25 protein-coding genes are annotated in these 23666 nt (G+C 35.6%); 3 read left to right on the forward strand and 22 right to left on the reverse strand.

Going from position 1 to position 23666, the window contains the following annotated elements:
• Positions 1–17 precede the first annotated feature (17 nt).
• From LLA01S_RS02760 to LLA01S_RS02835, 16 genes are all read right to left on the reverse strand, one after another.
• Positions 18–1097, reverse strand: a complete 1080-nt coding sequence (locus LLA01S_RS02760; RefSeq protein ID WP_021165508.1) for an iron-containing alcohol dehydrogenase family protein — start codon at positions 1095–1097, stop codon at positions 18–20.
• A gap of 104 nt (positions 1098–1201) precedes the next feature.
• On the reverse strand, positions 1202–1720 hold the full coding sequence (locus tag LLA01S_RS02765) for a hypothetical protein (RefSeq protein WP_061777805.1): 519 nt from the start codon (positions 1718–1720) through the stop codon (positions 1202–1204).
• A 109-nt stretch (positions 1721–1829) separates the two neighbouring features.
• Positions 1830–3254: a C69 family dipeptidase gene (locus tag LLA01S_RS02770; RefSeq protein WP_011676588.1), complete on the reverse strand. Its 1425-nt coding sequence runs from the start codon at positions 3252–3254 to the stop codon at positions 1830–1832.
• A gap of 122 nt (positions 3255–3376) precedes the next feature.
• Entirely contained in the window at positions 3377–4585 is a 1209-nt protein-coding gene (locus LLA01S_RS02775) for a CCA tRNA nucleotidyltransferase (RefSeq protein ID WP_061777806.1), read from the reverse strand.
• Positions 4586–4784: 199 nt separating this feature from the next.
• Positions 4785–5327, reverse strand: coding sequence for a GNAT family N-acetyltransferase (locus LLA01S_RS02780; protein WP_061777807.1), 543 nt, complete (start codon positions 5325–5327; stop codon positions 4785–4787).
• 65 nt (positions 5328–5392) lie between these two features.
• A complete protein-coding gene (gene dapB / locus LLA01S_RS02785) occupies positions 5393–6175 on the reverse strand; it encodes a 4-hydroxy-tetrahydrodipicolinate reductase (RefSeq protein WP_061777808.1) in 783 nt (260 codons plus the stop codon).
• Between the two features lie 129 nt (positions 6176–6304).
• The gene (locus LLA01S_RS02790) at positions 6305–7150 is read right to left on the reverse strand and encodes a DegV family protein (protein WP_015082629.1); all 846 of its coding nucleotides are present in this window, start codon (positions 7148–7150) and stop codon (positions 6305–6307) included.
• 16 nt (positions 7151–7166) lie between these two features.
• Complete coding sequence (locus LLA01S_RS02795; protein WP_011834883.1) at positions 7167–7559, reverse strand: DUF1149 family protein; 393 nt, start codon at positions 7557–7559, stop codon at positions 7167–7169.
• A 125-nt stretch (positions 7560–7684) separates the two neighbouring features.
• Positions 7685–8428: a tRNA (guanosine(37)-N1)-methyltransferase TrmD gene (trmD, locus tag LLA01S_RS02800; protein ID WP_031286478.1), complete on the reverse strand. Its 744-nt coding sequence runs from the start codon at positions 8426–8428 to the stop codon at positions 7685–7687.
• 4 nt (positions 8429–8432) lie between these two features.
• Entirely contained in the window at positions 8433–8948 is a 516-nt protein-coding gene (gene rimM, locus LLA01S_RS02805) for a ribosome maturation factor RimM (RefSeq protein WP_011676595.1), read from the reverse strand.
• Between the two features lie 184 nt (positions 8949–9132).
• Complete coding sequence (locus LLA01S_RS02810) at positions 9133–9978, reverse strand: alpha/beta hydrolase (protein WP_015082631.1); 846 nt, start codon at positions 9976–9978, stop codon at positions 9133–9135.
• Between the two features lie 25 nt (positions 9979–10003).
• Positions 10004–10966, reverse strand: a complete 963-nt coding sequence (gene hemH / locus LLA01S_RS02815; RefSeq protein WP_061777809.1) for a ferrochelatase — start codon at positions 10964–10966, stop codon at positions 10004–10006.
• A gap of 199 nt (positions 10967–11165) precedes the next feature.
• Positions 11166–11405 carry a KH domain-containing protein gene (locus LLA01S_RS02820; protein WP_011676598.1) on the reverse strand — a complete coding sequence of 80 codons (240 nt, stop codon included), beginning with the start codon at positions 11403–11405 and terminating at the stop codon, positions 11166–11168.
• 95 nt (positions 11406–11500) lie between these two features.
• Positions 11501–11773 (reverse strand): 30S ribosomal protein S16, encoded by a 273-nt coding sequence (rpsP, locus tag LLA01S_RS02825; RefSeq protein WP_011834878.1) that lies wholly within the window; start codon positions 11771–11773, stop codon positions 11501–11503.
• A gap of 84 nt (positions 11774–11857) precedes the next feature.
• Entirely contained in the window at positions 11858–13090 is a 1233-nt protein-coding gene (locus LLA01S_RS02830) for a hydroxymethylglutaryl-CoA reductase, degradative (protein WP_021165514.1), read from the reverse strand.
• Positions 13091–13137: 47 nt separating this feature from the next.
• Positions 13138–14277 (reverse strand): thiolase family protein, encoded by a 1140-nt coding sequence (locus LLA01S_RS02835; RefSeq protein ID WP_031286480.1) that lies wholly within the window; start codon positions 14275–14277, stop codon positions 13138–13140.
• Positions 14278–14581: 304 nt separating this feature from the next.
• Between LLA01S_RS02835 and LLA01S_RS02840 the strand changes: the two genes are divergently transcribed.
• The gene (locus LLA01S_RS02840; RefSeq protein ID WP_061777810.1) at positions 14582–15736 is read left to right on the forward strand and encodes a hydroxymethylglutaryl-CoA synthase; all 1155 of its coding nucleotides are present in this window, start codon (positions 14582–14584) and stop codon (positions 15734–15736) included.
• Between the two features lie 60 nt (positions 15737–15796).
• On the opposite strand, the gene LLA01S_RS02845 is transcribed toward LLA01S_RS02840, so the two are convergent.
• Complete coding sequence (locus tag LLA01S_RS02845; RefSeq protein WP_015082636.1) at positions 15797–16504, reverse strand: glucosamine-6-phosphate deaminase; 708 nt, start codon at positions 16502–16504, stop codon at positions 15797–15799.
• Positions 16505–16677: 173 nt separating this feature from the next.
• Complete coding sequence (locus tag LLA01S_RS02850; RefSeq protein ID WP_061777811.1) at positions 16678–17631, reverse strand: alpha/beta hydrolase; 954 nt, start codon at positions 17629–17631, stop codon at positions 16678–16680.
• 338 nt (positions 17632–17969) lie between these two features.
• On the opposite strand from LLA01S_RS02850, the gene queA reads away from it, so the two are divergent.
• Positions 17970–19007, forward strand: coding sequence for a tRNA preQ1(34) S-adenosylmethionine ribosyltransferase-isomerase QueA (queA, locus tag LLA01S_RS02855; protein WP_021165518.1), 1038 nt, complete (start codon positions 17970–17972; stop codon positions 19005–19007).
• Positions 19008–19078: 71 nt separating this feature from the next.
• Entirely contained in the window at positions 19079–19681 is a 603-nt protein-coding gene (locus LLA01S_RS02860) for a hypothetical protein (RefSeq protein WP_015082639.1), read from the forward strand.
• Between the two features lie 48 nt (positions 19682–19729).
• On the opposite strand, the gene LLA01S_RS12615 is transcribed toward LLA01S_RS02860, so the two are convergent.
• From LLA01S_RS12615 to murG, 4 genes are all read right to left on the reverse strand, one after another.
• On the reverse strand, positions 19730–19900 hold the full coding sequence (locus LLA01S_RS12615) for a hypothetical protein (RefSeq protein WP_061777812.1): 171 nt from the start codon (positions 19898–19900) through the stop codon (positions 19730–19732).
• A 27-nt stretch (positions 19901–19927) separates the two neighbouring features.
• Positions 19928–21241, reverse strand: coding sequence for a GTPase ObgE (gene obgE / locus LLA01S_RS02870; RefSeq protein WP_011834866.1), 1314 nt, complete (start codon positions 21239–21241; stop codon positions 19928–19930).
• Positions 21242–21390: 149 nt separating this feature from the next.
• Positions 21391–22557 (reverse strand): cell division protein FtsQ/DivIB, encoded by a 1167-nt coding sequence (locus LLA01S_RS02875; protein ID WP_021165519.1) that lies wholly within the window; start codon positions 22555–22557, stop codon positions 21391–21393.
• Positions 22558–23631 carry an undecaprenyldiphospho-muramoylpentapeptide beta-N-acetylglucosaminyltransferase gene (murG, locus tag LLA01S_RS02880; RefSeq protein ID WP_061777813.1) on the reverse strand — a complete coding sequence of 358 codons (1074 nt, stop codon included), beginning with the start codon at positions 23629–23631 and terminating at the stop codon, positions 22558–22560. It abuts the gene before it with no gap.
• Positions 23632–23666: the final 35 nt, after the last annotated feature.

Below are 23666 nucleotides of genomic sequence, written 5' to 3' on the forward strand. Positions count from 1 at the left end.
GACAGAACTTTCAGTAATTATTTTTTACTGACCAAGCTTTCCAGTACTTTTATGGCTGAAATTATTTTTTCCCCGCTCACTTTTTCATCGATTAAGCGATAAGATTCAACAGGACTAGCTGCAAATTCTGCCGCTTCTTTCAGTTTTTTCAAATTAGGATTGGATAAATTTATTTCTTCTAAAGAAGCAGGCAAATGATTTTCTCGATAGAAAGGTAATAGTTTCTCAATTTCTAAATAATCCCTTGTATAAGCCAATTGAACTAAAACACCATAAGCAACTTTTGAACCATGTAAAATAGCGTGCGTTTCTGGACAAAGCGAAAGTCCATTATGGAGCGCGTGAGCACCTGACATTCGCCCATAAGTTCCAGCAAATCCACCCACCGTTCCCGAAAGTTCAATGATTGTGTCTACAATACGTCCAAAAGCTGGACTTACTTTTTGCTTACTTAAATCCTCCAAAGCCGCCTTTGAATCTGCAAATAATATTTTAAAAATTTCTTTGGCACTGACAAAACCTAAACGAACGGAAGCTGACAATTCTTCTTGGGGGACTTGACGAATAATTCCTTCCATTTCATACCATTTTGCGAGTGTATCTCCAATTCCAGCAACAAAATAATCATAGGGAGTCGCTAATAAAAAATCATAATCCACTAAGGTCAAATAACTGACTTTATTTAAATATCCGACTTTATCAAAAGTATGGTCTGGATGATAAAGCGCAGCAACTGGTGTATAAGGTGCACAATTCGATACTAAAGTAGGAATGATTATCAACACACAATCAAGCTCTTGTGCCACTACTTTACAAGTATCAATCAAACGCCCGCCCCCTATCGCAAGAATAGCCTCAACATTACCGATTTCTTTGGCTAGCTTTTTCCCGTTTTCAACAGATGCTGTGCCGTCATAATGAAAAATAGGATAAGAAAGAGTTTTAGGATAAAAATCTTGAAAAACTTGAAATGATTTCTCACCAGTAATCACGGCAAGTTCCTTAAATGGCGCAAGGTAAGCTTCTAAATCTTGCAAAATTTCTTGACCACTCACGTATCTATTTGCTCCGGGACGGACTTCTTCTGAGAGTTTCATAATTTTCCTCCTAATTAAATAATTATTTAGAATATTCTATCACTTAAGGCACAAAAAAACAACATTTTTTAAGTAAATGTTGTTTTTATTCTAAATCAATGTTTTTAGGCACTGTAATCCAGAGTTTTGATTATATTTCCCTTGTCATCTGTCAAATCAATTCGCAGTTTGAGTTGAGCCACTCCAGCCTTCTTCATTGAGTCTAAGACTTTATCTGCAACGTCCTTAACTTGATCACCGCTTGCAAGTAAAAGGGCACCAACGGTTGCTTTATTAAGCTTAGAAGATTCTAAAGTATAGGTCAGCTTTGAGTCAGTACTCGTCGCTTTTGCCGAATTGATTAATCCCTGAGATTGACTCTTGATGGTATCCGAATTCTCATTTAATTTGCTTGCAATAGCTGACGGAGTAGCCGAACCAATTTGATCCGCTGCATCCGTTAAGTTTTGAGAATCTGGTATAAATTTTGCTGCAATATTATCTGTTTGACTAGAAATAACGTGTCGTCCTACCATTACAATACCAAAAACAATCAGAGCCAGAAATATAATAAGGGAGAGTAATATTGCAAATACTTTACCCCCTCTGCGTTTCTTCTCTGTTTTTCTTTTTCTAGAATTCATTTATTTTCCTTTTCTAGCTTTGAGCTGTAATAGTATTATAGCATTTTGAAGTTAAAATAAAACTAAAAAAGTAGTTTTTCAACTACTTTTTAAGATCTTTTAGATAAAATTAATCATTAAAGTCAAAACGTAATTTCATATTAGCTGAACCAAGAACGACCATACGTCCCAAAAGTTCCGTTTGTGCTTTGAAAGCAGCTTCTGCTAATTTTTCATTGGCTTGTGTCAAATAAGCAATTTTATCTTCTGCAAGCTCAAAGTTTTTATCAGTTTCATTTTGAATTTCATGGAATTTCGCCATGGTGTTTAATTCAAAAGTGTTGCGTAAATCAACAAATAAATCATAATTCGCATCACCAAGAACAGCTGTTGTTGCGCTCAACCAATACATATTTGTTGGATCATATTCTCCCTTCGCGTCACGATAAGAAGCTGGCGTATCATTAATTGCTGTGTAAAATGGTACAACATGATTGAATGTATTTGCACCAAAAGCAAGCCATTGTACACCTGTGAGTTCAAAAGGAACATTATTTCTAACTTGCAAAATATGAACACTGTGATTTCGATTGATTCCGATTGGACGGAAAAGTTTTCTTTCCTCTGGACGATTTGTTGTGCCATAAGGGTCATATTTTGTATTTTCAAAATGACTTGACAAGACAAATTTAACATCTTCGACAGTGATTTTACGGCTAGCTTCACAAATGAATGGAAGTTCTTGATTTTGTGGATCTTCAGATACATTTCCCAAGAAATTTTGACCATACCAAGTTCGAGGATTATTATAAACAGAGTCTTTGATTGAAGATGAACCAAAGATATGACGAAGATTATAATGACTTTCATAACCTTCAAAATCAGGGTTCAAATGATTTTCATCAATTAACTGTTTCAAATCATCAGAACACATATAATCATCATTATCAAATTTGAATTCGTCAATATTCATTCGGTTTGGTGCCACCACATAAGAATCATCAGGAATGCGAACCGCTGCCCAATGATGTCCACCGATTGTTTCCAACCACCAAACTTCTTCATTGTCAGCAAAAGCAATCCCGTTTGGTTCATAGGTTCCGTAAGTTGTCAGTAATTGGCCTAAACGTTCGACTCCTTCGCGAGCACTTTTGATATAAGGCAAGACAAGAGTCACAAGGTCTTCTTCGCCCATCCCATTTTCCACATAAGGGTCAAGTCCGAGAATTCTTGGATTCGTAGTAATTGTTTCTGTTGCTGACATCGCAACATTTTCACTATTAATTCCTGCTGCAGGCCAAATTCCTTCTTTTAGGACAGCATTGGGTGTCGAAGTATAGCGCAAAGGATTATCTGGCAAATCTAATTCTAAACCAGATAAGACCGCCTTATAATGACGAACTTGATTTTCTGGTTCAATGACAATAAAGCGTTGTGGGTCAAGCGCTTCATGACCATCATCATTACGGGCAATCATTGTTGACCCGTCAATTGAGGCTTTTTTCCCAACGAGCACTGTTGTACATGACCCTTTACGGCGATTTTCAATTTTCATATTAGTTCTCCCTTTATATTTTATAGAATACATTGACAAAAATATCAACAATTGTGTTTCTAGCAGAAATACAATATTAATTGATTTTTTTCAGAATTTCTATCAGTAAAATTTGTTTACTTTTATTTTTCAAGTTCAAGCATTTTTTTAACTTCTGTTAAAATTGCAATTTGCTCATTTTTCAACTCATTTTTAACTATTTGTTCTTCAATAGTTTTTAATATTTTTCCCAACTCTGGTCCGGGCTTAAGGGAAAATTCATCCATCAAATCTTTTCCAGCAATAACAATTTCTGATTTATCATGAATTTGCAATTGGTCATTAATAAAAACTGCTCGTTCTCTGTCAATATCCCTTCCAAAAGCAATTTTCAACTCATCAACCAGAAGTGCTTTTTCCAAACCAAAATGATAAAGACTGACCAAATCCCAATTTTCAAGTTCATAGGCTGAAACAAGGTCAGCTACATATTTTGAAAATTCATTTGATACTTTCCATTTGCGCAAAAAAGCCTTCACATCAATATTTGAAAATCTAGTCAGTAAGGCTGCCCATGCTTGTTCTGAATTTTTAAAGTGAAAATCTACTGACAGCTCTGTCAGCACTTTTTTTAAGGCTAAATCTTGAAAATCTGGTAAGTATTTCCACGCTTCTGATTCAATCAATAAAGTCAGACCATTGCGCCATTCACTCCCCAACAATAATTTATCTAATTCGATAAATATTCGCTCAACCGAAATTTTTTCTAAGAGGTGAGAACGCTCACGCATGGCTGAAAAAGTTTTCTCTTCAATTTTAAAATCCAAAGTGGAAGCAAAACGCATGGCACGCATAATCCGTAAGGCATCTTCATTGAAACGCTCCAAAGCGCTCCCAACAGCTGTCAATCTTCGTTCTTTTAAATCTGTTAAACCATCAAATAAATCAATGATTTGACCCTCAAAATCACAGGCAAAAGCATTAACCGTAAAGTCGCGCCGTTTTAAATCCTCACGCAAATCTCTGACGAAATCCACATGGTCAGGTCGTCTGTAATCTGTATATTTTGATTCTGTCCGAAAAGTAGTAATTTCATAATGCTCGGCTTCCGATTTTCCAGCTAAAACAAGAACAGTTCCATGCTCAATACCGACATCGATAGTATAAGGAAAAATATCTTTTATCTCCTCCGGATAAGCACTCGTTGCAATATCTACATCGTGAATCTCTCGCCCAAGCAATACATCCCGTACAGAACCTCCAACAAAATAAGCTTCAAAACCATGCTCGCTTATTTTTTCTAAAACCGGCTGAGCCTGTACAAACTCCTCGGGTAATTTTTCTAATTTCATATCTTTTATTTTATCATTTTTTATAGAAAAAGGGGCATAGCCCCATTATAGGCTTCCAATTTTACTGACAGAATTTTTGAATACTATTAAAATACTGACCAAAGCACATAAACTTCTAAGTAAAGACTAGTCAGTAAGAAAAAAGCACGCAAGCCCAAAAAAGGGTTGACGAACTTTTTCCGATTTTTATCAGTAATTTTTATTCCATTGACTTTTCCAAATTAATCCAATAACGACAAATTTCGTCTCCGTCAATTTTCACAGTATTTTCTAAGATTCCACCATTTACTTCAATCGTTTTACGACTGGCCACATTTCCCTTGTCAGCAGAAATCATTACTTGAGAAATCAAACGTTTTTGATATTTGGGCAGGGCAAAATTGACCATTTTTTCAGCAATATGCTGACCTCTAAAATCAGGAGCGATACCATAACCAATATGTCCGCCCCATTCTAATAAAATTCCCTTTTCAATTTGCCAACGACAAGATATTTCACCAGCAATTTGTCCATTAATGAAAGCAAAGTATTTAGTAGCTGTTGACCAGTCTGGCTTTTCAGCACTTATTTCCTCTTTCCGAATTTTTTCCACATATTCCGCAAAATTATCCAAATTAACCTCGGCATAAGTTTTTACAGCATCAATCTTAAAAGGACTTGTATCTGTTGACCAATTATGAATATAATCCATAAATGCCTCAGCATCACTTAAGTCTAATCTACGAATTTCCAAATTACTCATAAAGCACCCCACTAAAGGTTTTATTATAGAAAAGCTCTTGCAAACTTACTCTATCGTCAAAAAAATTATAAATCAAAAAAGTGTTCTAAGCCATATTTTAGCTCAGAAACGGTCATCACTTTACGAATTCCAAGTGCAATTCCAGTCATAAAGCTTGAACGGTCGTAAGAGTCATGGCGCAAGGTCAATCCTTCACCTTTTGAGCCAAAAATGACTTCTTGATGAGCCACCAGACCTGGTAAGCGAACTGAATGAATCCTCATCCCCTCAAGAACAGATCCCCGCGCCCCAACTAATGATTCTTTTTCATCTACTGCCCCTTGATGATGAGCCAGACGTTCCTCAGCCATCAATTCTGCCGTTTTTACAGCAGTTCCAGAAGGCGCATCCTTTTTACCATCATGATGTAACTCAATAATTTCTACATCTGGGAAATATTTCACGGCCTGTTTCGAGAATTGCATTAATAAAACCGCACCTAAGGCAAAATTAGGTGCAATTAGTCCACCCAGTTCTTTCTCCCTAGAAAATTTTATTAAACGAGCCACTTCATCCTCAGTAAATCCAGTTGTGCCCACAACAGGTCTTAAGCCATGTTCCAGCGCAAAATAAGTATTCTCATAAGCAACCTCTGGAGCTGTCAAATCCAACCAAACGTCTGCTTCAATATTCTCTAGCTCCTCTTTTCGATTGAATACAGGAACATCAAAGGCCTCAGAAACTTCTTCTTTTCTCCCTAATAAAGCGACAAGTTCAAAATTAGGAGCGTTGAGAATCATTTGCACAGCCGTCGAACCCATTTTTCCACGAAATCCTGCCACAACCACTTTAATTTTATTCAAAATCATATCCTCACTCAAACATTTTATTATAATAAAAGAATTAACTAAGTAAATAAATCAGTATTTGTTAGTAACCGCTATTATTTCTATTATTCAGAATATTTCTCTTTACATAAAAGCACGTTTTTACGTGCTCTATTTTTTTGGAGAAATACCATAAGCTACAGTATTCAATCCTAAATGTGTTGCAATAACAGGACCAAAAGTAACTATTTCAACATCATCAAAACCTTGTGATAAAGCAAAGTCATAGAGCTCTTGTGCTCTTTCTTCTGCTCTAGTTTGAATGACATAAACCTTGTAGTCTGAAGGTTCTTGTACTTCTTTTAGTAAAAGTTCTTTCATGCGACTCATTGTTTTTTTCACAGTCCGAACTTTTTCAAAAACTTCTACTTTCCCTTCAGTACTAAAAGTTAATACTGGCTTAATATTCAATAAAGTACCAAGAACAGCCGCACCATTAGACAAACGCCCTCCTTTGGCTAACCAATGCAAATCATCAACGAGCATATAGGCGCGGTCGCCCTCTCTTTGTTCTTCAAACTTTGCAATAATCTCATCAGATTCTGCACCTGCTTCCGCCAAATCCAAAACAGTTTCAACCATATAACCCAAAGGACTAGAGGTAATAAAAGTCTCAGGAAATAGAACTTTCATTTGTTCATATTCGCTTTGTAAGTAGAAAATATTTTGATAAAATCCAGAAATTGCAGCTGGCAAAAAGAGACCTAGAACGTGAGTATATCCTTGTTTTTCTAAATCTTTTAAAAGACTATCAAGTTCAGCTACACTAGGCTGTGAGGTTTTAGGTACTTCCTGAGCCTTGGCCATAAGGTCATACCATTCTTCATGAGAAATCTTTTGTAAATCGTAATCCACTCCATCAATTGAAATCGGAATATCCAAAACAAAAAGATTTTGATAAGTTTTATATTTTTCGGCAAAATCTGCCGACGAGTCAGTAATAACAGCTAATTTCATAAGTCAATTCTATTAATTAAAATTCTAAGTTAATTCCAGGCTGATCTAAAGCAACCTCGGTTGTTTCATAAACCAAACGTTGAAGAAGATCAAACAAAGGTGCAGCAAGTTGAGCTAATTCTTCTTGTTCAAGTTCTTCTTGTTCTTTGATGATTTTTCCGCGTACATAATTCAATTGACTTACAAAACCTGAAAGTACGATATTATCCAATACAATCAAGTAGGTTAAGACAGCATGAATCCCAGTATCTCCGTCACCCAATTTTTCAAGTTGTTCTTTAGGAACAAGTTGAAATTGAACATTTAGATTTGTTTCGGGCGTTCCATTTTCTTTTTCCCATTCATAATTACGAGCATCATAATGAAATTGGTTAACAAATTCTTGTTCTCTTTCAATTGTCAAAGTCATTTTAAAATTCCCCTATTTTTATTTTAAATTTAGTCATATTCCAATTCATGAACAATAAGAACACACATTTCATTATCCTAATTCAATAGGCATCCCCAATATTCACTAAAATTCTTAACACTACTTCATTCTACCACATCTTGAACATTTTCACGCAATAATTGTAGCATTTTTAGTTCTTCGTCATTAGGTTCGTATGTATCCAATAAATCTGGACGGCGCTCTAGTGTTTTTTTCAAAGATTCTCTCAAACGCCACTTGCGAATATTCTCATGATGACCGCTCATCAAGACTTCGGGAACCTTCATTCCTCTAAAATCTTCTGGTCGAGTGTATTGGGGATATTCTAAAAGCCCACTAGAAAATGAATCATCTTCATGACTAGCCGCTTTCCCCAAAACGCCAGGTATAAGACGAACAACAGCATCAATCATTACAGTTGCTGCCACTTCTCCTCCTGTTAAGACAAAGTCTCCCAAAGATACCTCATCTGTCACCAAAGTTTTAATTCGTTCATCATAGCCTTCGTAGTGTCCACAAATAAAGATTAGTTGTTCTTCTTCTGACAATTCCTCAGCCATTTTTTGATCAAATTTTTTTCCGGCTGGATCTAAAAGAATCACCCGTGCAGGCTTTTCAGATTTTTGTGGAATTTTATCCATCGTATCAAAGATAGGTTGAGGCATCAACAACATCCCTTGTCCCCCACCATAAGGCATATCATCGACATGTCGCTGTTTATTTGTGGCATTTTCGCGAAAATCATGAGTATGTAATTCTAAAATACCTTTATCTTGAGCCTTGCCAACTATTGACTGGTTAAGTGGACCAAACATATCAGGAAAAATACTTAAAATATCAATTCTCATGCCCTTAGTCATCCAATCCTTCCATGATGTCCACATCAACTCGATGCTGAGCCACATCTACTTTCAGGACAACAGGTGGGATATAAGGTAAAAGTAAATCACGTTTTCCTTTACGTTTAACGACCCAGACATCATTGGCACCTGGTTGAAGAATTTCAGAGATCTGACCAATTAAAATGTCATTTTCATAAACATCACTTCCAATAATTTCATGATAGTAAAATTCCCCATCATTTAACTCTTCTTGATTTTCTTGCGCAATTTTAACAACATAACCTTTATATTTTTCGACATCATTGATATGATAAAATCCTTCAAATTTGACCACATAAAAATTCTTTTGTAATCGACCAGATTTCACTTTTAAATCTTGAATATAGTTATCTTTATCATCAAAAAGTGCTAATACTGCCCCTTTTGAAAAGCGCTCGTTAGCAAAATCTGTTGATGGTAGTACTCGAACTTCACCTTGAAGTCCCTGTGTATTAACAATTGTTCCTACTTTGTAAAAGTTTTCCATTCCCTAATTATAACATATCAACTAAGCCCTGATTTAAATGAAACTATTTTTGAGCAGATTTCTTTTAAAGAATACAAAATTTTAAAATTTTTGAAATATAAAGGGCTCAATTTTCAGCAGCAAATATAAAATCATAAAATAAAAAAGCTATTCAAAATTAAATAGCCTTTTATTTTACTCAGTCTTATTCAAGCAGGAAAGCCTTCATTTTGTCAATAAAAGCATCTGCTTTAGTATCTAAATGAAGGGCATGATAGCCCTCAGCAACTTCAACTAATTCCAAATTAGCACCAGCATTTTCAGCAAAGGAACGAATCGCTAACGGTGAACAAATTTGGTCTTCTTCTCCACAAAATAATAAGGTCGGTATCTTTAACTGCTCGGCCTGACTTTGGGCAAAACGTCCTGCTTCCATAATTTGTGAAAACAAACGTAAAGATAATAGTTCATGATATATTCCATCTTTAGTCACTAAATCAACTAAGTCACTCCGATGAGAGATTGCATCAACTTTAAGTCCCGTACGAACTCTAATTTTTGAATTAAATTTCCCTAAAACTTGAGCCAACTTTTGTAGGGGAATAGCCGGTGGATTTGTCAAGGCAAGCCAAGGAGATTCAATAACTGCTTTTTGATAAAGTTTTTGATTTTCAACATTTCTCAGCAGAACATTCAGTGAAATATTTCCTCCCATACTGTGTCCGAAGAGATAAACTGGTAATTTGGGATATCTTTTGCCAATTATTTTTCGGACTTCTAAGACATCACTAATAAAGTTTTCATAATTTCTTGCTCGTCCTTGAAGTTTAGGTTTAGCTGCTGCTAGAACCCCATGTCCTCTTTGGTCGTGCATAAAGCAAACAAAACCAGCATTAACTAATTCATTGATTAAATATAAATAATGACCCGTATATTCGCCAAAACCATGAACTAATTGCACCACGCCTTTTGCTTTTTCTTGTGGTTCAAAAATTCCAAGACGAATCCGATAGTGATCTTTCATTGAAATAATTTCATACTGTTTCTTCATTAAGCATTTCCTTTTACTCTAAATTTTAAACTTCAACTTCAACTTCAACTTTATTTTTCTCGATTACTTCACTTAGTACTTTAGTAAATTCTAAAGAATCGTTAAATGGATGGACAAAATCAAAAGTCTCGCCCCCATTTTCCACAAAAACTTCTTTATTTTCAATTTCTAATTCAAATAAAGTTTCCAAACAATCCGCCACAAAAGCTGGAGAACAAATTAATACTTTCTTTGTATCTTCTTTAGGAAGCTCAGCAATTCTATCTATTGTTGCAGGCTCTAACCATTTCTCAGGACCAAATTTTGATTGGTAAGTATGCTCGTATTCTTCTTCCTTTAAGCCTAATTTTTCAACAACTAGCCGCGTAGTTTCGATACATTGTGCCTCATAATCATCTTTCTTCTTCGTTACATACGATAGTGGAATGCCATGGTAGCTAAGAATAAGCTTATCATAATGATTGGCTTGCCATTTTTCTCTGATAGACTCTGCCAGTAAGTCTGTATAAGATTCAATCTGATGAAAATCTCGAATAACATTAATTTTGTCATCAATTTTCTTAACTTGTTGAATAATTGGCTCAACGGTTGTTAATGAGTATTGAGGATAGAGTGGGAGTACAGTAATATCCTCAACTCCTGATTCTTTCATCTCTCTAATGACCTTATCAATGCGGGGCTCTCCGTAGGTCATGGCAAAGTGAACATCAAAGTCTTCACGAAGTCCTTGTAATTGTTCTGTTTGGGCTATTGTGTAACTCATCAAAGGTGAACCCTCGTCAGTCCAGATTTGTTTATACATCTCTGCTGATTTTTGCGGTCTTACTTTTAAAATAATACCATTCAAAATTGGAAGCCAAAGCCATCTTGGTTTTTGAATGACGAGTGGATCACCCAAAAATTCTTTTAAATATTCCCTTACATCCTCTGTCTCACAAGAACGAGGCGTCCCTAAAGCTACTAATAAGATTCCTTTTTTCTTATCCATTATCCACCTATATAAAAATCAGTTAATTTATATTTATCACTGATTATTTCTACAATTATTAATCAATATTTTTTCATTCTAGCATATTTTTGGGGACAATAAAAGGAAATTCTAAATAACTATTTTATTTCTCAAAAGAACGTTCCGTTTTCCAAAAATAAAAGAACTCATCAATGATGAGTTCTTTTATTTTTACTTATTATTGGTCCACGAGGAGTCGAACTTTTTTCCCTTCAACAGGAACAAAGTATACAACTGTACGAATGGCTTGAATAATTCGACCTTGACGTCCAATTATTCTTCCAATATCTCCGTCAGCAACTTTGAGATGGTATTCCATAAACTCCTCACCTTCAATAATTTCCAAAGAAACTTCATCAGGCTGAGTCACCAAAGGTTTTACAATAGTTAAAACGAGTTCTTTCACATCTTTTTGCATTTCTTACCTCTACTCTAACTTGAAAGTTATTCAAGTCCATTTTATGTGATTTTTATATTCACGAAAAGCTGCTAAAAAGCAGCTTATCTCAAAAATTATTTAGAAAGTTTTGATTCGTGGAATTTTTTCATAACGCCCGCTTTTGAAAGGAGGTTACGAACTGTATCTGAAGGTTGTGCTCCGTTGCTCAACCATTCCAATACGCGTTCTTCTTTAAGAGTTACTTGGTTTTCAGTTACAAGTGGATTGTAAGTTCCAACTGTTTCGATGAATTTACCATCACGTGGTGCACGTGAATCAGCAACATTAATACGGTAGAAAGGTTTTTTCTTAGAACCCATACGAGTCAAACGAATTTTTACAGACATTTTATATTTCCTATTTCTTTTTTATTATATTTAATATTATAGCAGACTAATTTCATGCTGTCAAGAAAAAATCTTGACAGGCTATTATTTTCTCAAATTTTTTAGTAAATTTTGGGCTACTTCTTGATTCATCACTTTTTCTTTGCGCAATTGTTGACTTAATATCGCGATTTCATCCGCTTGTGCTCCTACACTCAAAGCCAAAGAACGAGCTTGTAGACTCATGTGTCCCTGTTGAATTCCTTCTGAAACTAGGGCACGTAAAGCGGCTAAGTTTTGAGCTAGTCCCACTGCAGCAATAACTTTTGCGAGCTCCTTAGCATCACTGATACCCAGAATCTCCATGGCCGCTTGTGCTTTTGGCAAAACCTTGACTCCCCCTCCGACAGTTGCCACTGGTAAAGGAATTTCGAGTTCGCCAACTAACATTTTCTCTTGAAGTTCCCAGTTGGCTAACCCTTGGTAGGCTCCATCTTTTGCCGCATAAGCATGAATAGCAGCTGAGATGGCCCGAGTATCATTTCCTGTAGCTAAAATGACCGCATTGATACCGTTCATAATCCCTTTGTTATGGGTACTAGCACGATAAGGATCAATTTTTGAATATTGGGAAGCAGCCATAATTTTTTGACCAATTTCATATCCATCTGCTTTTTTTGAAAGGCGTTCAACCGGAATTTCACAGGTCACTTTCACTAGTGATTCAGTAGCATAATTTGATAAAATACTAAACAGAATTTTTTCATCAGGAAACCACCTCCGAAAGAGTTCAGCAATTCCCTCTAAGATTGAATTAATAATATTTGCACCCATGGCGTCTTTAACATCAACCTTGACATCAACAGATAAAAACTTTTGACTAGAGAAAATCCGACTAGAAACCTCTCTCAAACCGCCACCTCGTTTAACGATTGAAGGGTAAGAAAGTTCGGCTTGTTCAAAGATTTTTTCTTGCTTTTCAAGTATTTCATTTGCAATCTTATCTGAATTTTTAACATCATAAAATACAATTTGACCACGCATTAAACGTTCTTTAATTTCAGCTACAAAATTTCCAGCTATTTTTGCTCCATTACTTGCTGCGGCAATTACTGACGGTTCCTCTGTAACCATTGGTATTAGAAAACTTTGTCCATTAATAACAAAATTTTGGGCAATTCCCATTGGCAATTCAAATTCAGAAATTTGATTTTCTATGAGATTGTCCAAAATAGTTGTATCTAGGGCCATCTCACTTAAAATTTCTTGACTCTTTTCGGATAAGTTTAACGAATTCAATCGCTCTTGTGGCGACATTTGATAAAATTTTTTTCTCATATTTCCCAAAAATGCCCAGAAATACTGGGCAATTCCTCCATCAATTTTTAAAAGTCAGGATTTTTCAATAAAATAGCAAGCCCTAGACCACCGCCAATACAAAGACTAGCAATTCCATAACGCTTTTGTTCACGTTTCAAAGCATATCCCAAAGTTGTCAGGATTTTGGCACCACTTGACCCAATAGCATGTCCAAGAGCAATCGCTCCTCCGTAAATATTAACTTGAGAATCTTTTAAGCCCAATTCACGATTAACAGCAATACTTGATGCAGCAAAGGCCTCATTAATTTCAAAAAGATCTATTTCTGAAAGCTGAACGCCTGAGCGTTGAACTAATTTTTGAATTGCATCAATCGGTGATACTCCCATAATTGCAGGGTCAATACCAACTTCCGCACTCTCAACTAATTCAGCAAAATAAGAAATCCCATGCTTTTCAGCGTAATCTTTAGTAGCCAAAATTAAAGCAGAAGCTCCGTCATTAACTGGTGAAGAATTCCCAGCTGTAACTGTTCCATTTTCCTTAAAGGCTGTCCGTAATGTAGCCAATTTTTCCAAGCTAGATGAAGGTCGAGGAGTTTCATCAACAGAAAGTTCCCCAAGAGCTACAATCTCGTCATTAAAAATTCCTGCTTGACTGGCTGCTACTGCCTTCTCTTGAGAATTTTGTGCGAATCGGTCTTGGTCAGCACGACTAACATCAAACTGCTCCGCAATTGTTTCTCCAATAATTCCCATTGAAATGCCAGAAAAAGCATCAATTAAGCCGTCACTTAACATGCTTAATGTTTCTTCTTCTGTATTACGATTTTTAAGAATAGGCGCATTAGACATTGATTCCGTTCCACCAGCAATAACAACTTCTGCTTCGCCCAACTGTAAAAGTTGCTTAGCTAGAATTACTGCCTTCATTCCTGAACCACAAACTTCATTAATGGTTGAAGCTGGAACACTGGTTGATAAACCACTATTAATCGCAATTTGGCGCGCAATATTTTGACCATTACCAGCTTGAAGAACATTACCAAAAATAACTTGTTCAACATCTGATTTTATATTTTTATTTTTTGACAATAAAGCTGAAACAACGTGTGTTCCAAGTTTTTCTGCCGAATACTCAGCAAGAGCACCATCATATTTTCCGACTGGTGTTCTTAAGGCGTCAATGATTACAATTTCTTTCACGAATGAACCTCCGAAAGTCATTATAGCATATTTTAAACTACTTTTGTCAAAGTATCTTTACATTAAATTGTGGAAAGATGTCTACTAAGTGACGAATTATCTGCCTTAATTTTTTCAAAGCATCTATCATTTGTAATATCTGTTCTACAAGCTTGTTAGAGTAAACTTCCTTAGTATTTTATAGATAAAAAACATCTTAGCTAAGAATTTAACGTATTTTTATGATAAAATTAAAGCATTCCAAAGACATTTGAAAGGAGTTCCTTTCTTCTATAATATTAGTAGATAAGGAAATTTTTAAAATATGAAAGTCGGTATTGATAAACTTGGATTTTTTGTTCCCAGTACTTTTGTGGACATGAGGGATTTAGCAGAAGCTCGCAATGTTGATCCAGCAAAATTCCAGATAGGTATTGGTCAAGATGAAATGGCAGTGAATCCTGCTACTCAAGATATAATTACTTTTGCGGCTAATGCAGCAGCTAGTATTTTGACTGATGAAGATAAAGAAACGATTGACATGGTTATTGTTGGAACAGAATCAAGTCTTGATGAATCAAAAGCTTCGGCGGTTGTTGTTCATGATTTACTCGGCATCCAACCTTTTGCTAGAAGTATCGAGATGAAGGAAGCTTGTTATGCAACAACTGCTGGCCTTGCTTTGGCCCGGGACCATGTTCTTTTGAACCCCGAAGCTAAAGTTTTAGTCATCGCATCTGATATTGCTAAGTATGGTCTAAATACTGGTGGAGAACCTACTCAAGGGGCTGGAAGTGTTGCAATGCTCATCACTGCTAATCCTAAAATTATGACCTTAAATAATGATAATGTTGCTTTAACTCAAGATATCTATGATTTCTGGCGACCTTTTGGTCAAGCTTACCCTACTGTTGATGGCAAATTTTCAAATGAAACTTACATTGATGCCTTTGCTAAAATTTGGAAAGAATACAGTCGCCGGACAAGCTTGCACTTTGAAGATTTTGCTGCTCTTGCTTTTCATACCCCTTACACAAAAATGGGTAAAAAAGCTTTGTTGCCAATGCTTGAAACAGAGAAACCAGCTAATGCTGAAGAACTGATGGAACAATTTGAACGTGGAATTGTTTATAATCGTCGTGTTGGTAATTTATATACTGGTTCTCTCTATTTAAGTCTAATCTCACTTTTAGAAAACTCTGATAAATTGAGCGTTGGTCAGCGTATTGGACTTTTTAGCTATGGCTCTGGTACGGTTGCCGAATTTTTCTCTGGTGAACTCGTCGAAGGTTATGAAAAGCACTTACTTAAAGTTGAACATCAATCAATGTTAGATGCAAGAAGTCGCTTGAGCATTCCTGAATACGAAACTATGTTTAACGAATATTTAGACCTAAATCACAACATTTCATTTAGTGATGATACAGCCTATTCTGTTTCAGAAGTCGTTGATAACCATCGTAAATATAAAAAAATATAAAAAAATACTGACAGCTTTTCTGTCAGTAAATTAAAAAGTCCTGATAGGACTTTTTTTATTTTATTTGCTCAACAATGATACCGCAGCTTCGTCAGCAATAACAGTAACATTCGCATGGTTTTGCAAAATTGATGCTGGAAGTTCAGTAGTCACTTCACCTTCAACCATTCCTTTAATTGCTTCTGCTTTTTCTTTTCCGTAAGCCATTAAAACAATGTTTTTAGATTTCATAATTGATGCAAGCCCCATTGAAATTGCTTTACGTGGAACATCTGCTTCTGATTCAAAGAAACGAGCATTAGCTTTGATTGTGCTTTCTTGAAGGTCTACAACATGAGTTGTAATTTCAGCTGGTGTTCCAGGTTCATTAAAACCAATGTGTCCATTTTGACCAATTCCAAGAATTTGCCAATCAATTGGGTTTTCTTCAATAATTTGGTCATAATGTTTTGCTTCAGCTTCAAGGTCAGTTGCTTTACCATTTGGCAAGAAGTTTTCTTTAAATGGTTTTTCTCCAAACAAATGTTTAGTCATAAAGTAACGATATGATTGTTCATCAGAACCATCAAGTCCTACATATTCATCCAAGTTTACTGATACCATGTTTGTAAAATCAAGGTCTGAATTAACGATTTGATTATAAAATTCTACTGGTGTTGAACCTGTTGCAAGTCCCAATGTTTTTGCACCATTGTTGATTGATTCTTTAAGAAGATCAAGTCCGATTTTTCCACCTTCAAGTTGGTTTTTTACTACGATAACTTTCATTTTTATATGCTCCATTCCTAAATTGGTATATATCAATTTTTCTACACTTTCATTATATCATAAAATAAGACCATGTCAACTAAAAATTGTCTTCAAAAATATCAAAATTAAAATAAAAAAGCTCTTTAATAAAGAACTATTTTATTTTGCTATTTTATTGACTGATTTTATAATTATGACATATATTTTCCAACAAAATTCCATACATGGCTCCAATATAAGTCAGGATTTATTTTTTCTGATTCACCATGTCCTGCTCCGTGAACAACCAATTTTTCCTTTTCGACCTTAGCCGTATTATAGAGAGGTTCTAACATTTTAAAAGGAACAAAAGTATCCTTATCCCCATGAATAAAGAGCATTGGCGTTTTACTCTTTGCTACTTGTTTAATCGCAGAAGACTTGAAGATATTATATCCTGCTCTGATTTCTGTCATAGTATTCGCAGCATAAAGGACAGGAAATTTAGGCAAGCCAAATAGTTGTTTTAGCTGATAAGTAAAAACATCTCCGGTTGAAGTATAGCCACAATCTTCCACAATGGCTTTGACATTAGAGGGAAGTTTTTCTCCTGAGGTATTCATGACAGTAGCTCCACCCATTGAAACACCTAGCAGAACAATCTCTGCTTGAGGGTCTCGTTGAGTGATTGTGTTAATCCAGAGCAGCATGTCTTTTCGGTCATCCCAACCCATACCAATATAATCTCCCTGACTTTTCCCATGGCCTCTTAAATCAGGAGTAACAACATTATATCCTTTATTATAAAAATGACGTGTCCAACTAGCCATATCACTTGATTGACCACCATAACCATGCACAACAATCGCCCACTTATTTGTCTTTGATTTTTGAATATAATCTGCCGCATAAAGTTTCAATTTTAACTTATCATACGAAGTGACATAAGAGGCTGTTGGCTTAACCTGAGCCATAAAGGCTTCATTTTGCTCTTTTCTCTCTTTTTCTTTTTTAGAGAGTGTTTTTTGCTTTTTTGAATCATTATTCCCAGTCAAAAAAGATTTGCTGGTATGCGCATTAATAGCCATGCCATAAAAATAATTTCCGATTGCAAAATATCCTCCGACCAAAATCACGGATAAAACCACCAGAATCCATATAATCATCTTTTTCCTTTTTTCATAATATTCCCTTTTATATTTATATTTTACTATTGTAATATTAAAACCTCTTTTTTGCAAATTCTTATATTATTTAGTACTAATTTTACGATACGTCATCTTTCGTCATATAAAAAATCATAGACTTCTCAAAGCTAGTACTTTCAAAAAATGATATAATAGTGAAGTATGTTTTTTCTTTTTATATAAAATTATTCTATGACAAACTGATAAGTTTGATGAGATAGACCTGAAAAGAAAGGCTTGAGGAAAATCTAAAATAGTTTAGCATAAAATATATTTTAGACCCTTGATAAAAGATTGGAGTAAAATAAAAACAACTTATGAATATAAATGATTTTGATTTTGATTTACCAGAAGAATTAATTGCACAAACGCCTTTGGAAAAACGCTCTGAATCACGTTTATTGATTCTCGACCCCAAAACAGAAGAACTTGAAGATAGACATTTTTATAATATTATTGATGAACTCGAGGCCGGAGATGCTTTAGTTTTAAATAATACACGTGTGCTTCCTGCTCGTTTGCACGGTGAACGTGCTGAAACAGGTGGTCATATCGAACTACTTCTGCTCAAAGATATGGGAGAAAATCGTTGGGAAACTTTAGCTAAACCTGCTCGTAAAATGAAAGTTGGCGAGGAAGTTGTTTTTGGTGACGGTCGTTTGAAAGCTGTTGTTGTTGAAATTCTCGAACACGGTGGTCGAATTGTTGAATTTAAATATGACGGAATTTTTCTCGAAATCTTGGAAAGCTTAGGAGAAATGCCATTACCACCATATATTCATGAGCAACTTGAAGACCAAGAACGTTATCAAACCGTTTTTGCTAAAGAAAATGGTTCTGCCGCAGCTCCAACTGCTGGTTTGCATTATACACCTGAACTTTTAGAAAAAATTGCTAACAAAGGGGTTAAAATCGTTGAGTTGACTCTCCATGTTGGCTTAGGAACTTTTCGTCCTGTCAGTGTAGATAATGTTGATGAACATCATATGCATAGTGAATTTTATCGTCTGACAGAGGAGGCTGCCGCCCAACTCCGAGCCGTTAAAGCCAGTGGTCATAAGATTGTCGCTTCTGGAACAACGTCAATTCGTACTTTAGAAACAATTGGTAGCAAATTTGATGGAGATATTCAAGCTGATTCTGGCTGGACTGATATTTTCATTAAACCTGGTTATGAATGGAAAGTTGTCGATGCCTTTAACACTAATTTCCACTTACCAAAATCAACTTTAGTTATGTTAGTTGCCGCTTTTGCTGGACGTGACTTCGTTCTTGAGGCTTATCAACACGCAATTGATGAAAAGTATCGCTTCTTCAGTTTTGGTGACGCCATGTTTGTTCGTCCAAAAAAATAATTACTGACAGAATCATCAGTAGAAAATGAAGATCTGTCAGTAATGACAGACTTTTTTATAGGAATCTTTAAATGAGTTTTATCAATATTGTCATGTTACCTGATTTTATCAGTGTCATCTCCGATGGACAAATTACGACCAATGAACTTCTGACGCAAAGTCATTTTAAAAAATTTGAAAGTAATCCGAATGGTTTCGTTGTTGGAATTACAGGATTTGAATTAATCACTAATAATATTCGAAAAAAATTCTATTATCAGCCAAATTTATCTTTTGAGGATGCTGAGCTTTTACTTAGAAATGAACTCGAAAAATATAAAAATAAACAAGTGATTTTTGGTCAGAATATCTCATTTAATGCAATGATTGCTGGGTTTCCTCTGGCAGCTCCGTCTCTGCCAAGAGCAATCAGTTTTCACGTTGAAAATCAAACGATTTCTGAACAAAATTATGAAAAATCAGCAGTTCTTTCTCTAGTTCCTGACGATATCAATTTTAATCCTAATCAAATTATCACTGATAATCTTCATAAGACGAATAATATCAGCCCAGTTTTCCAAATTCAAACTCTTCAACGTAATGCACTCTATAAAGTTGCTGACCAATCTAAAACGGTCAATAAAGTCATTTTTCAGGAAATAATTCAAGCCAAAACTACTGACAGAAGACAATAATCTCTCTGTCAGTAAAACTATAAATTTCGTCAATAAAAAAAGACTGAATTAATCAGTCTTTTTTTCATCATTTTTCTGTTGATTAGCCTTTGATAAAGTCAATTTACCGTGAGAATTGTATTTTTTTAATAAGTCATCAATCCGTTCATCTGTCCAATAATCGGCTGAGGCAATAAAATTTCCGTCTTTGTCACGGTCACCAATAATTTTAAATCCCATTTTTAATCTCCGAAAATATTGATATTTTTAGTCTACAAATTCAAATTCAAATTTTTGAATTCGTACATAATCTCCGTCTTTGGCACCCATTGAGCGAAGCGTTTCATCGACACCGAAGGCACGCATTTGCCGAGCAAATTTCATTACTGATTCATCATGGTCAAAGTTTGTCATGATAAAGAGTTTTTCAATTTTCTCACCAGATAAACGCCATCCACCATCATCATCGCGTGAAACTTTGAATGGTTTTTCTTCGTCTTCAAAGCCATAGTAAGCTACTTCATCACCCAAGGCATCTTCGTCATAAAGTAAGAATTCTGGTGTTTGAGCAAGTAATTCACTCGTACGAGCTAACAAGCCTTGTAATCCTGTTTTAGTCAACCCAGATACTTCAAAAATTTCAGGCATTTCTTGATCTGCTTCTAAATCAGCAGCTAATTTTTCTTTAAATTCGGCCAAACGTTCTGCTGCTTCTGGCATATCCATCTTATTGGCAACAATAAGTTGTGGACGTTCCATCAAGCGGAGATTGTAAGATTCCAATTCATCATTGATTGTTTTGTAATCTTCATAAGGGTCACGTCCCTCAAGTTCAGACATGTCAAGAATATGGAGAAGGACACGTGTCCGTTCAATATGACGCAAAAATTGAATTCCAAGTCCTGCACCAGAGTGTGCTCCTTCAATTAATCCTGGCATATCCGCCATAACAAAACTATCGCCATAACCGACTTGAACCATCCCAATATTTGGTGTAATTGTTGTAAAATGGTAAGCTCCAATTTTAGGACGAGCATTTGAAACTACTGACAGCAAAGTAGATTTCCCAACTGATGGGAATCCAACTAAACCAACATCTGCTAAAACACGAAGTTCCAAAAGTAGAATCTTATCTTCTCCAGGTTCTCCATTTTCTGCCACTTCTGGCGCTGGATTACGTGGTGTAGCAAAGCGAATATTTCCACGACCACCGCGGCCACCTTTAGCAACCACAAATTCTTGATCTTTTTCAATCAAATCGACTAAAACATCGCCAGTTTCATTATCTTTAACAGTTGTCCCTTGAGGAACATGAACAATTAAATCTTCGGCTCCACGACCGTGCATCCCTTTGTTCATTCCTTTTTCACCGGGTTTCCCACGGAAGATGCGGTTGTATCGGAAATCCATCAAAGTTGACATTCCTTCATCAACTTTAAAGATTACAGAACCCCCTTTACCTCCATCACCACCGGCAGGACCGCCATCTGGTACATATTTTTCACGACGAAAAGCAACTGCGCCATCGCCACCTTTACCAGCTTTTACTTCAATTCGTGCTGTATCTAAAAATAAAGACATACAGTTTCTCCTCTAAATTTTCTTTAAATAGTTTATATATTATTTTTCCACAAAAATGCGTGCTATTCATTATAGCATTTTATCCAGCTTTTTTATAGCTTGCCCTATGCTAAAAAAGTGACAATCCTAAATTATCACTTTTTTTACTTTTAATTTGAGCTAGTCGTTGTACTTTGAGTAGTACTTTCTCCGCTTATTTCAGCCTTTTTAGCATTTTGAGCCGAAATAGAAGCCGACTTAGAAGTGGATAATTGAGAAAGATAAGCATCATAGGCCGCTTTAGGTTTCGTATAAATTCCCGCTTCCATATCCACTACTTGTGGAGCCTGAACTTGTTTAGCAATGCTTGGATAATAAGGAAGTCGATCAGCCATTTGACTGAGAGAGACACGAACCTGATTTCCATCACTCATATCAATTGCGATAAAATCTTTGGTTGCATCTGTAGGAGTTTTCGTTACATTCGTCATCAAAGCTTTGATAGCTGGTTTAAGAGTTTCATAGGCTTTGACAAAAGTCTGGACTTCTTCATCAGTAAAATCTTGTAAAACTGGCAATTTTTCAAGTTTGCTGGCATCAACCGGTGTCTTAATCACATAGCCATTATTTAAGACAAGATAAGTTTGATTATTCCTTTTGACATAAACACTATTGGTATGTTCTTGAACAACCGCCTCAAATCGATTTGGAAAATGATAGTTAATCGTGACAGTAGAAATTCGAGGAAATTTTTGTTCAATCGTTGACTCAATTTTCGCCTTATTATTAAGAATTTTAAAAATACTATCACTTGTCTTAATTTCTGAAGCGAGGGCTACTTGTTCTGAACTTTCATTTTTATTCCCCGATACGTTAAAAGTTGATATTTTACTCAAAGGTGAAATCAAATAGAGAGAGCCCAAAAAGACCAGAATAACAACCAATAAAGCTGGCCACGTTTTCTTTAAAAGTGGAGCTGAGCCTTCAAACAACTTTGAAAATCTAGCTTTTTTTGGCTTCTCTTCTTCTTCGACTTCTTGAGAAAGAGAATCTAGTTGAGCAACAATTTGTTCATTTTCAGTTGAATATTCGCTTGATTGGCTTTCTTCTTGGTTTACTTCCAAGTTTTCATCTAACAACTCAGCTGACTCAGCTTGACCTTCAGTGTCATCAAAGTTTTTTTCAGTTTTTGGAAGACTTTTAAGAAAAGGAGAGCTCAAGCGAGCCTTTTTAGGCTGATTTGCTTTCTTTTCTTTTTTAGCTTCTTCAGCTTTTCTTTTCTGATATTCAAGATGTTTTTGCTGCCAAGGGGTTAAGTTATTATCTTTTTCACTCATTTAGTTACTAATCTCTTTCACTAGATTGTAAAGGCGTTGGCTAGCATCTGGAACGCCTGCTTTTAGACTAGATCTTTGCATTTCTTGATATTTTTCTGTGTTTTCAAGAATATCTGAAATCGCTTCGACTAAACTTTGACCATTCAATTCTTCATCTTTTACAATAATTGCTGCTCCTTGATCAACGTATTCTTGAGCATTTTTAGTTTGTTGGTCTGCTGTGACATTTGGACTAGGAACATAAACCGCTGGTAAACCTAAAGCTGTCACTTCCGCGATTGTTGTTGAGCCAGAACGCCCTAAAAAAAGTTGACTTTTTGCTAAAAGTTCAGTCATATTATTGATGTAAGGTCGAATATCTAAATTTGGATTTTCTTTATATTGATCAAAAGTTTCTTTGTAATCATCATAATAAATCTCACCTGAAGCATAAACTGTTTTGAATGAACGTTTAGCCAATTCAGGCAGGGCTTCAATAAAAGCATTATTAAGTTTTAAAGCTCCACGAGACCCCCCAAAAATCACTACTGTTGGTTGTTCAAACTTTTCAACTTGAGCAGCTGCATCAGCAACTTCTTGTGCTCTTGGATTCCCTGTGAAACTTGTTTTCTCACTAGGAAAATATTGCTCCGCTGCATGGAAACCTACGGCAATTCGGTCAACTTTTTTGGCAAGAAAACGATTGGTAATTCCTGGAAATGAGTTTCCTTCATGAATAATTGTTGGAATTTTCAATTGTGCCGCTGCAAAAACGACTGGTCCTGCCACATATCCACCAGTTCCTAACACAACATCTGGCTTAAAATCCTTCATAATTTTTTTAGCATCTGATACTGATTTAAAAAATTTATAGGCAGTTTTTATATTTTGTGGACTTAATGAACGTCTTAGCCCTTGAATATCAACTGTTTTCAATTGAATTCCTGCTCGTGGAACAATTTTAGATTCTAGACCTTTTTTAGTTCCAATATAAAGGACCTCTGTATCTGGTTCCTCTTGTTTTAAATATTTCAGGAAAGCTAGGGCTGGGTAAATATGACCACCTGTGCCGCCACCTGTAATGATAATTCGCATATTTATTCTTCTCCAATGGTTTGGGGATTCGCTGA

It is taken from the genome of Lactococcus cremoris subsp. cremoris NBRC 100676 (genome assembly GCF_001591705.1).
In the GTDB taxonomy this organism is placed as follows: domain Bacteria; phylum Bacillota; class Bacilli; order Lactobacillales; family Streptococcaceae; genus Lactococcus; species Lactococcus cremoris.

Bases quoted from the DNA above. Each gene is read 5' to 3' on its own strand.
- LLA01S_RS02760 (WP_021165508.1), bottom strand. From the start codon at position 1,097: ATGAAACTCTCAGAAGAAGTCCGTCCCGGAGCAAATAGATACGTGAGT.
- LLA01S_RS02765 (WP_061777805.1), bottom strand. From the start codon at position 1,720: ATGAATTCTAGAAAAAGAAAAACAGAGAAGAAACGCAGAGGGGGTAAA.
- LLA01S_RS02770 (WP_011676588.1), bottom strand. From the start codon at position 3,254: ATGAAAATTGAAAATCGCCGTAAAGGGTCATGTACAACAGTGCTCGTT.
- LLA01S_RS02775 (WP_061777806.1), bottom strand. From the start codon at position 4,585: ATGAAATTAGAAAAATTACCCGAGGAGTTTGTACAGGCTCAGCCGGTT.
- LLA01S_RS02780 (WP_061777807.1), bottom strand. From the start codon at position 5,327: ATGAGTAATTTGGAAATTCGTAGATTAGACTTAAGTGATGCTGAGGCA.
- dapB (WP_061777808.1), bottom strand. From the start codon at position 6,175: ATGATTTTGAATAAAATTAAAGTGGTTGTGGCAGGATTTCGTGGAAAA.
- LLA01S_RS02790 (WP_015082629.1), bottom strand. From the start codon at position 7,150: ATGAAATTAGCTGTTATTACTGACTCGTCGGCAGATTTTGCCGAAAAA.
- LLA01S_RS02795 (WP_011834883.1), bottom strand. From the start codon at position 7,559: ATGACTTTGACAATTGAAAGAGAACAAGAATTTGTTAACCAATTTCAT.
- trmD (WP_031286478.1), bottom strand. From the start codon at position 8,428: ATGAGAATTGATATTTTAAGTATTTTTCCTGATATGTTTGGTCCACTT.
- rimM (WP_011676595.1), bottom strand. From the start codon at position 8,948: ATGGAAAACTTTTACAAAGTAGGAACAATTGTTAATACACAGGGACTT.
- LLA01S_RS02810 (WP_015082631.1), bottom strand. From the start codon at position 9,978: ATGAAGAAACAGTATGAAATTATTTCAATGAAAGATCACTATCGGATT.
- hemH (WP_061777809.1), bottom strand. From the start codon at position 10,966: ATGGATAAGAAAAAAGGAATCTTATTAGTAGCTTTAGGGACGCCTCGT.
- LLA01S_RS02820 (WP_011676598.1), bottom strand. From the start codon at position 11,405: ATGCAAAAAGATGTGAAAGAACTCGTTTTAACTATTGTAAAACCTTTG.
- rpsP (WP_011834878.1), bottom strand. From the start codon at position 11,773: ATGTCTGTAAAAATTCGTTTGACTCGTATGGGTTCTAAGAAAAAACCT.
- LLA01S_RS02830 (WP_021165514.1), bottom strand. From the start codon at position 13,090: ATGAGAAAAAAATTTTATCAAATGTCGCCACAAGAGCGATTGAATTCG.
- LLA01S_RS02840 (WP_061777810.1), top strand. From the start codon at position 14,582: ATGAAAGTCGGTATTGATAAACTTGGATTTTTTGTTCCCAGTACTTTT.
- LLA01S_RS02845 (WP_015082636.1), bottom strand. From the start codon at position 16,504: ATGAAAGTTATCGTAGTAAAAAACCAACTTGAAGGTGGAAAAATCGGA.
- LLA01S_RS02850 (WP_061777811.1), bottom strand. From the start codon at position 17,631: ATGATTATATGGATTCTGGTGGTTTTATCCGTGATTTTGGTCGGAGGA.
- queA (WP_021165518.1), top strand. From the start codon at position 17,970: ATGAATATAAATGATTTTGATTTTGATTTACCAGAAGAATTAATTGCA.
- LLA01S_RS02860 (WP_015082639.1), top strand. From the start codon at position 19,079: ATGAGTTTTATCAATATTGTCATGTTACCTGATTTTATCAGTGTCATC.
- LLA01S_RS12615 (WP_061777812.1), bottom strand. From the start codon at position 19,900: ATGGGATTTAAAATTATTGGTGACCGTGACAAAGACGGAAATTTTATT.
- obgE (WP_011834866.1), bottom strand. From the start codon at position 21,241: ATGTCTTTATTTTTAGATACAGCACGAATTGAAGTAAAAGCTGGTAAA.
- LLA01S_RS02875 (WP_021165519.1), bottom strand. From the start codon at position 22,557: ATGAGTGAAAAAGATAATAACTTAACCCCTTGGCAGCAAAAACATCTT.
- murG (WP_061777813.1), bottom strand. From the start codon at position 23,631: ATGCGAATTATCATTACAGGTGGCGGCACAGGTGGTCATATTTACCCA.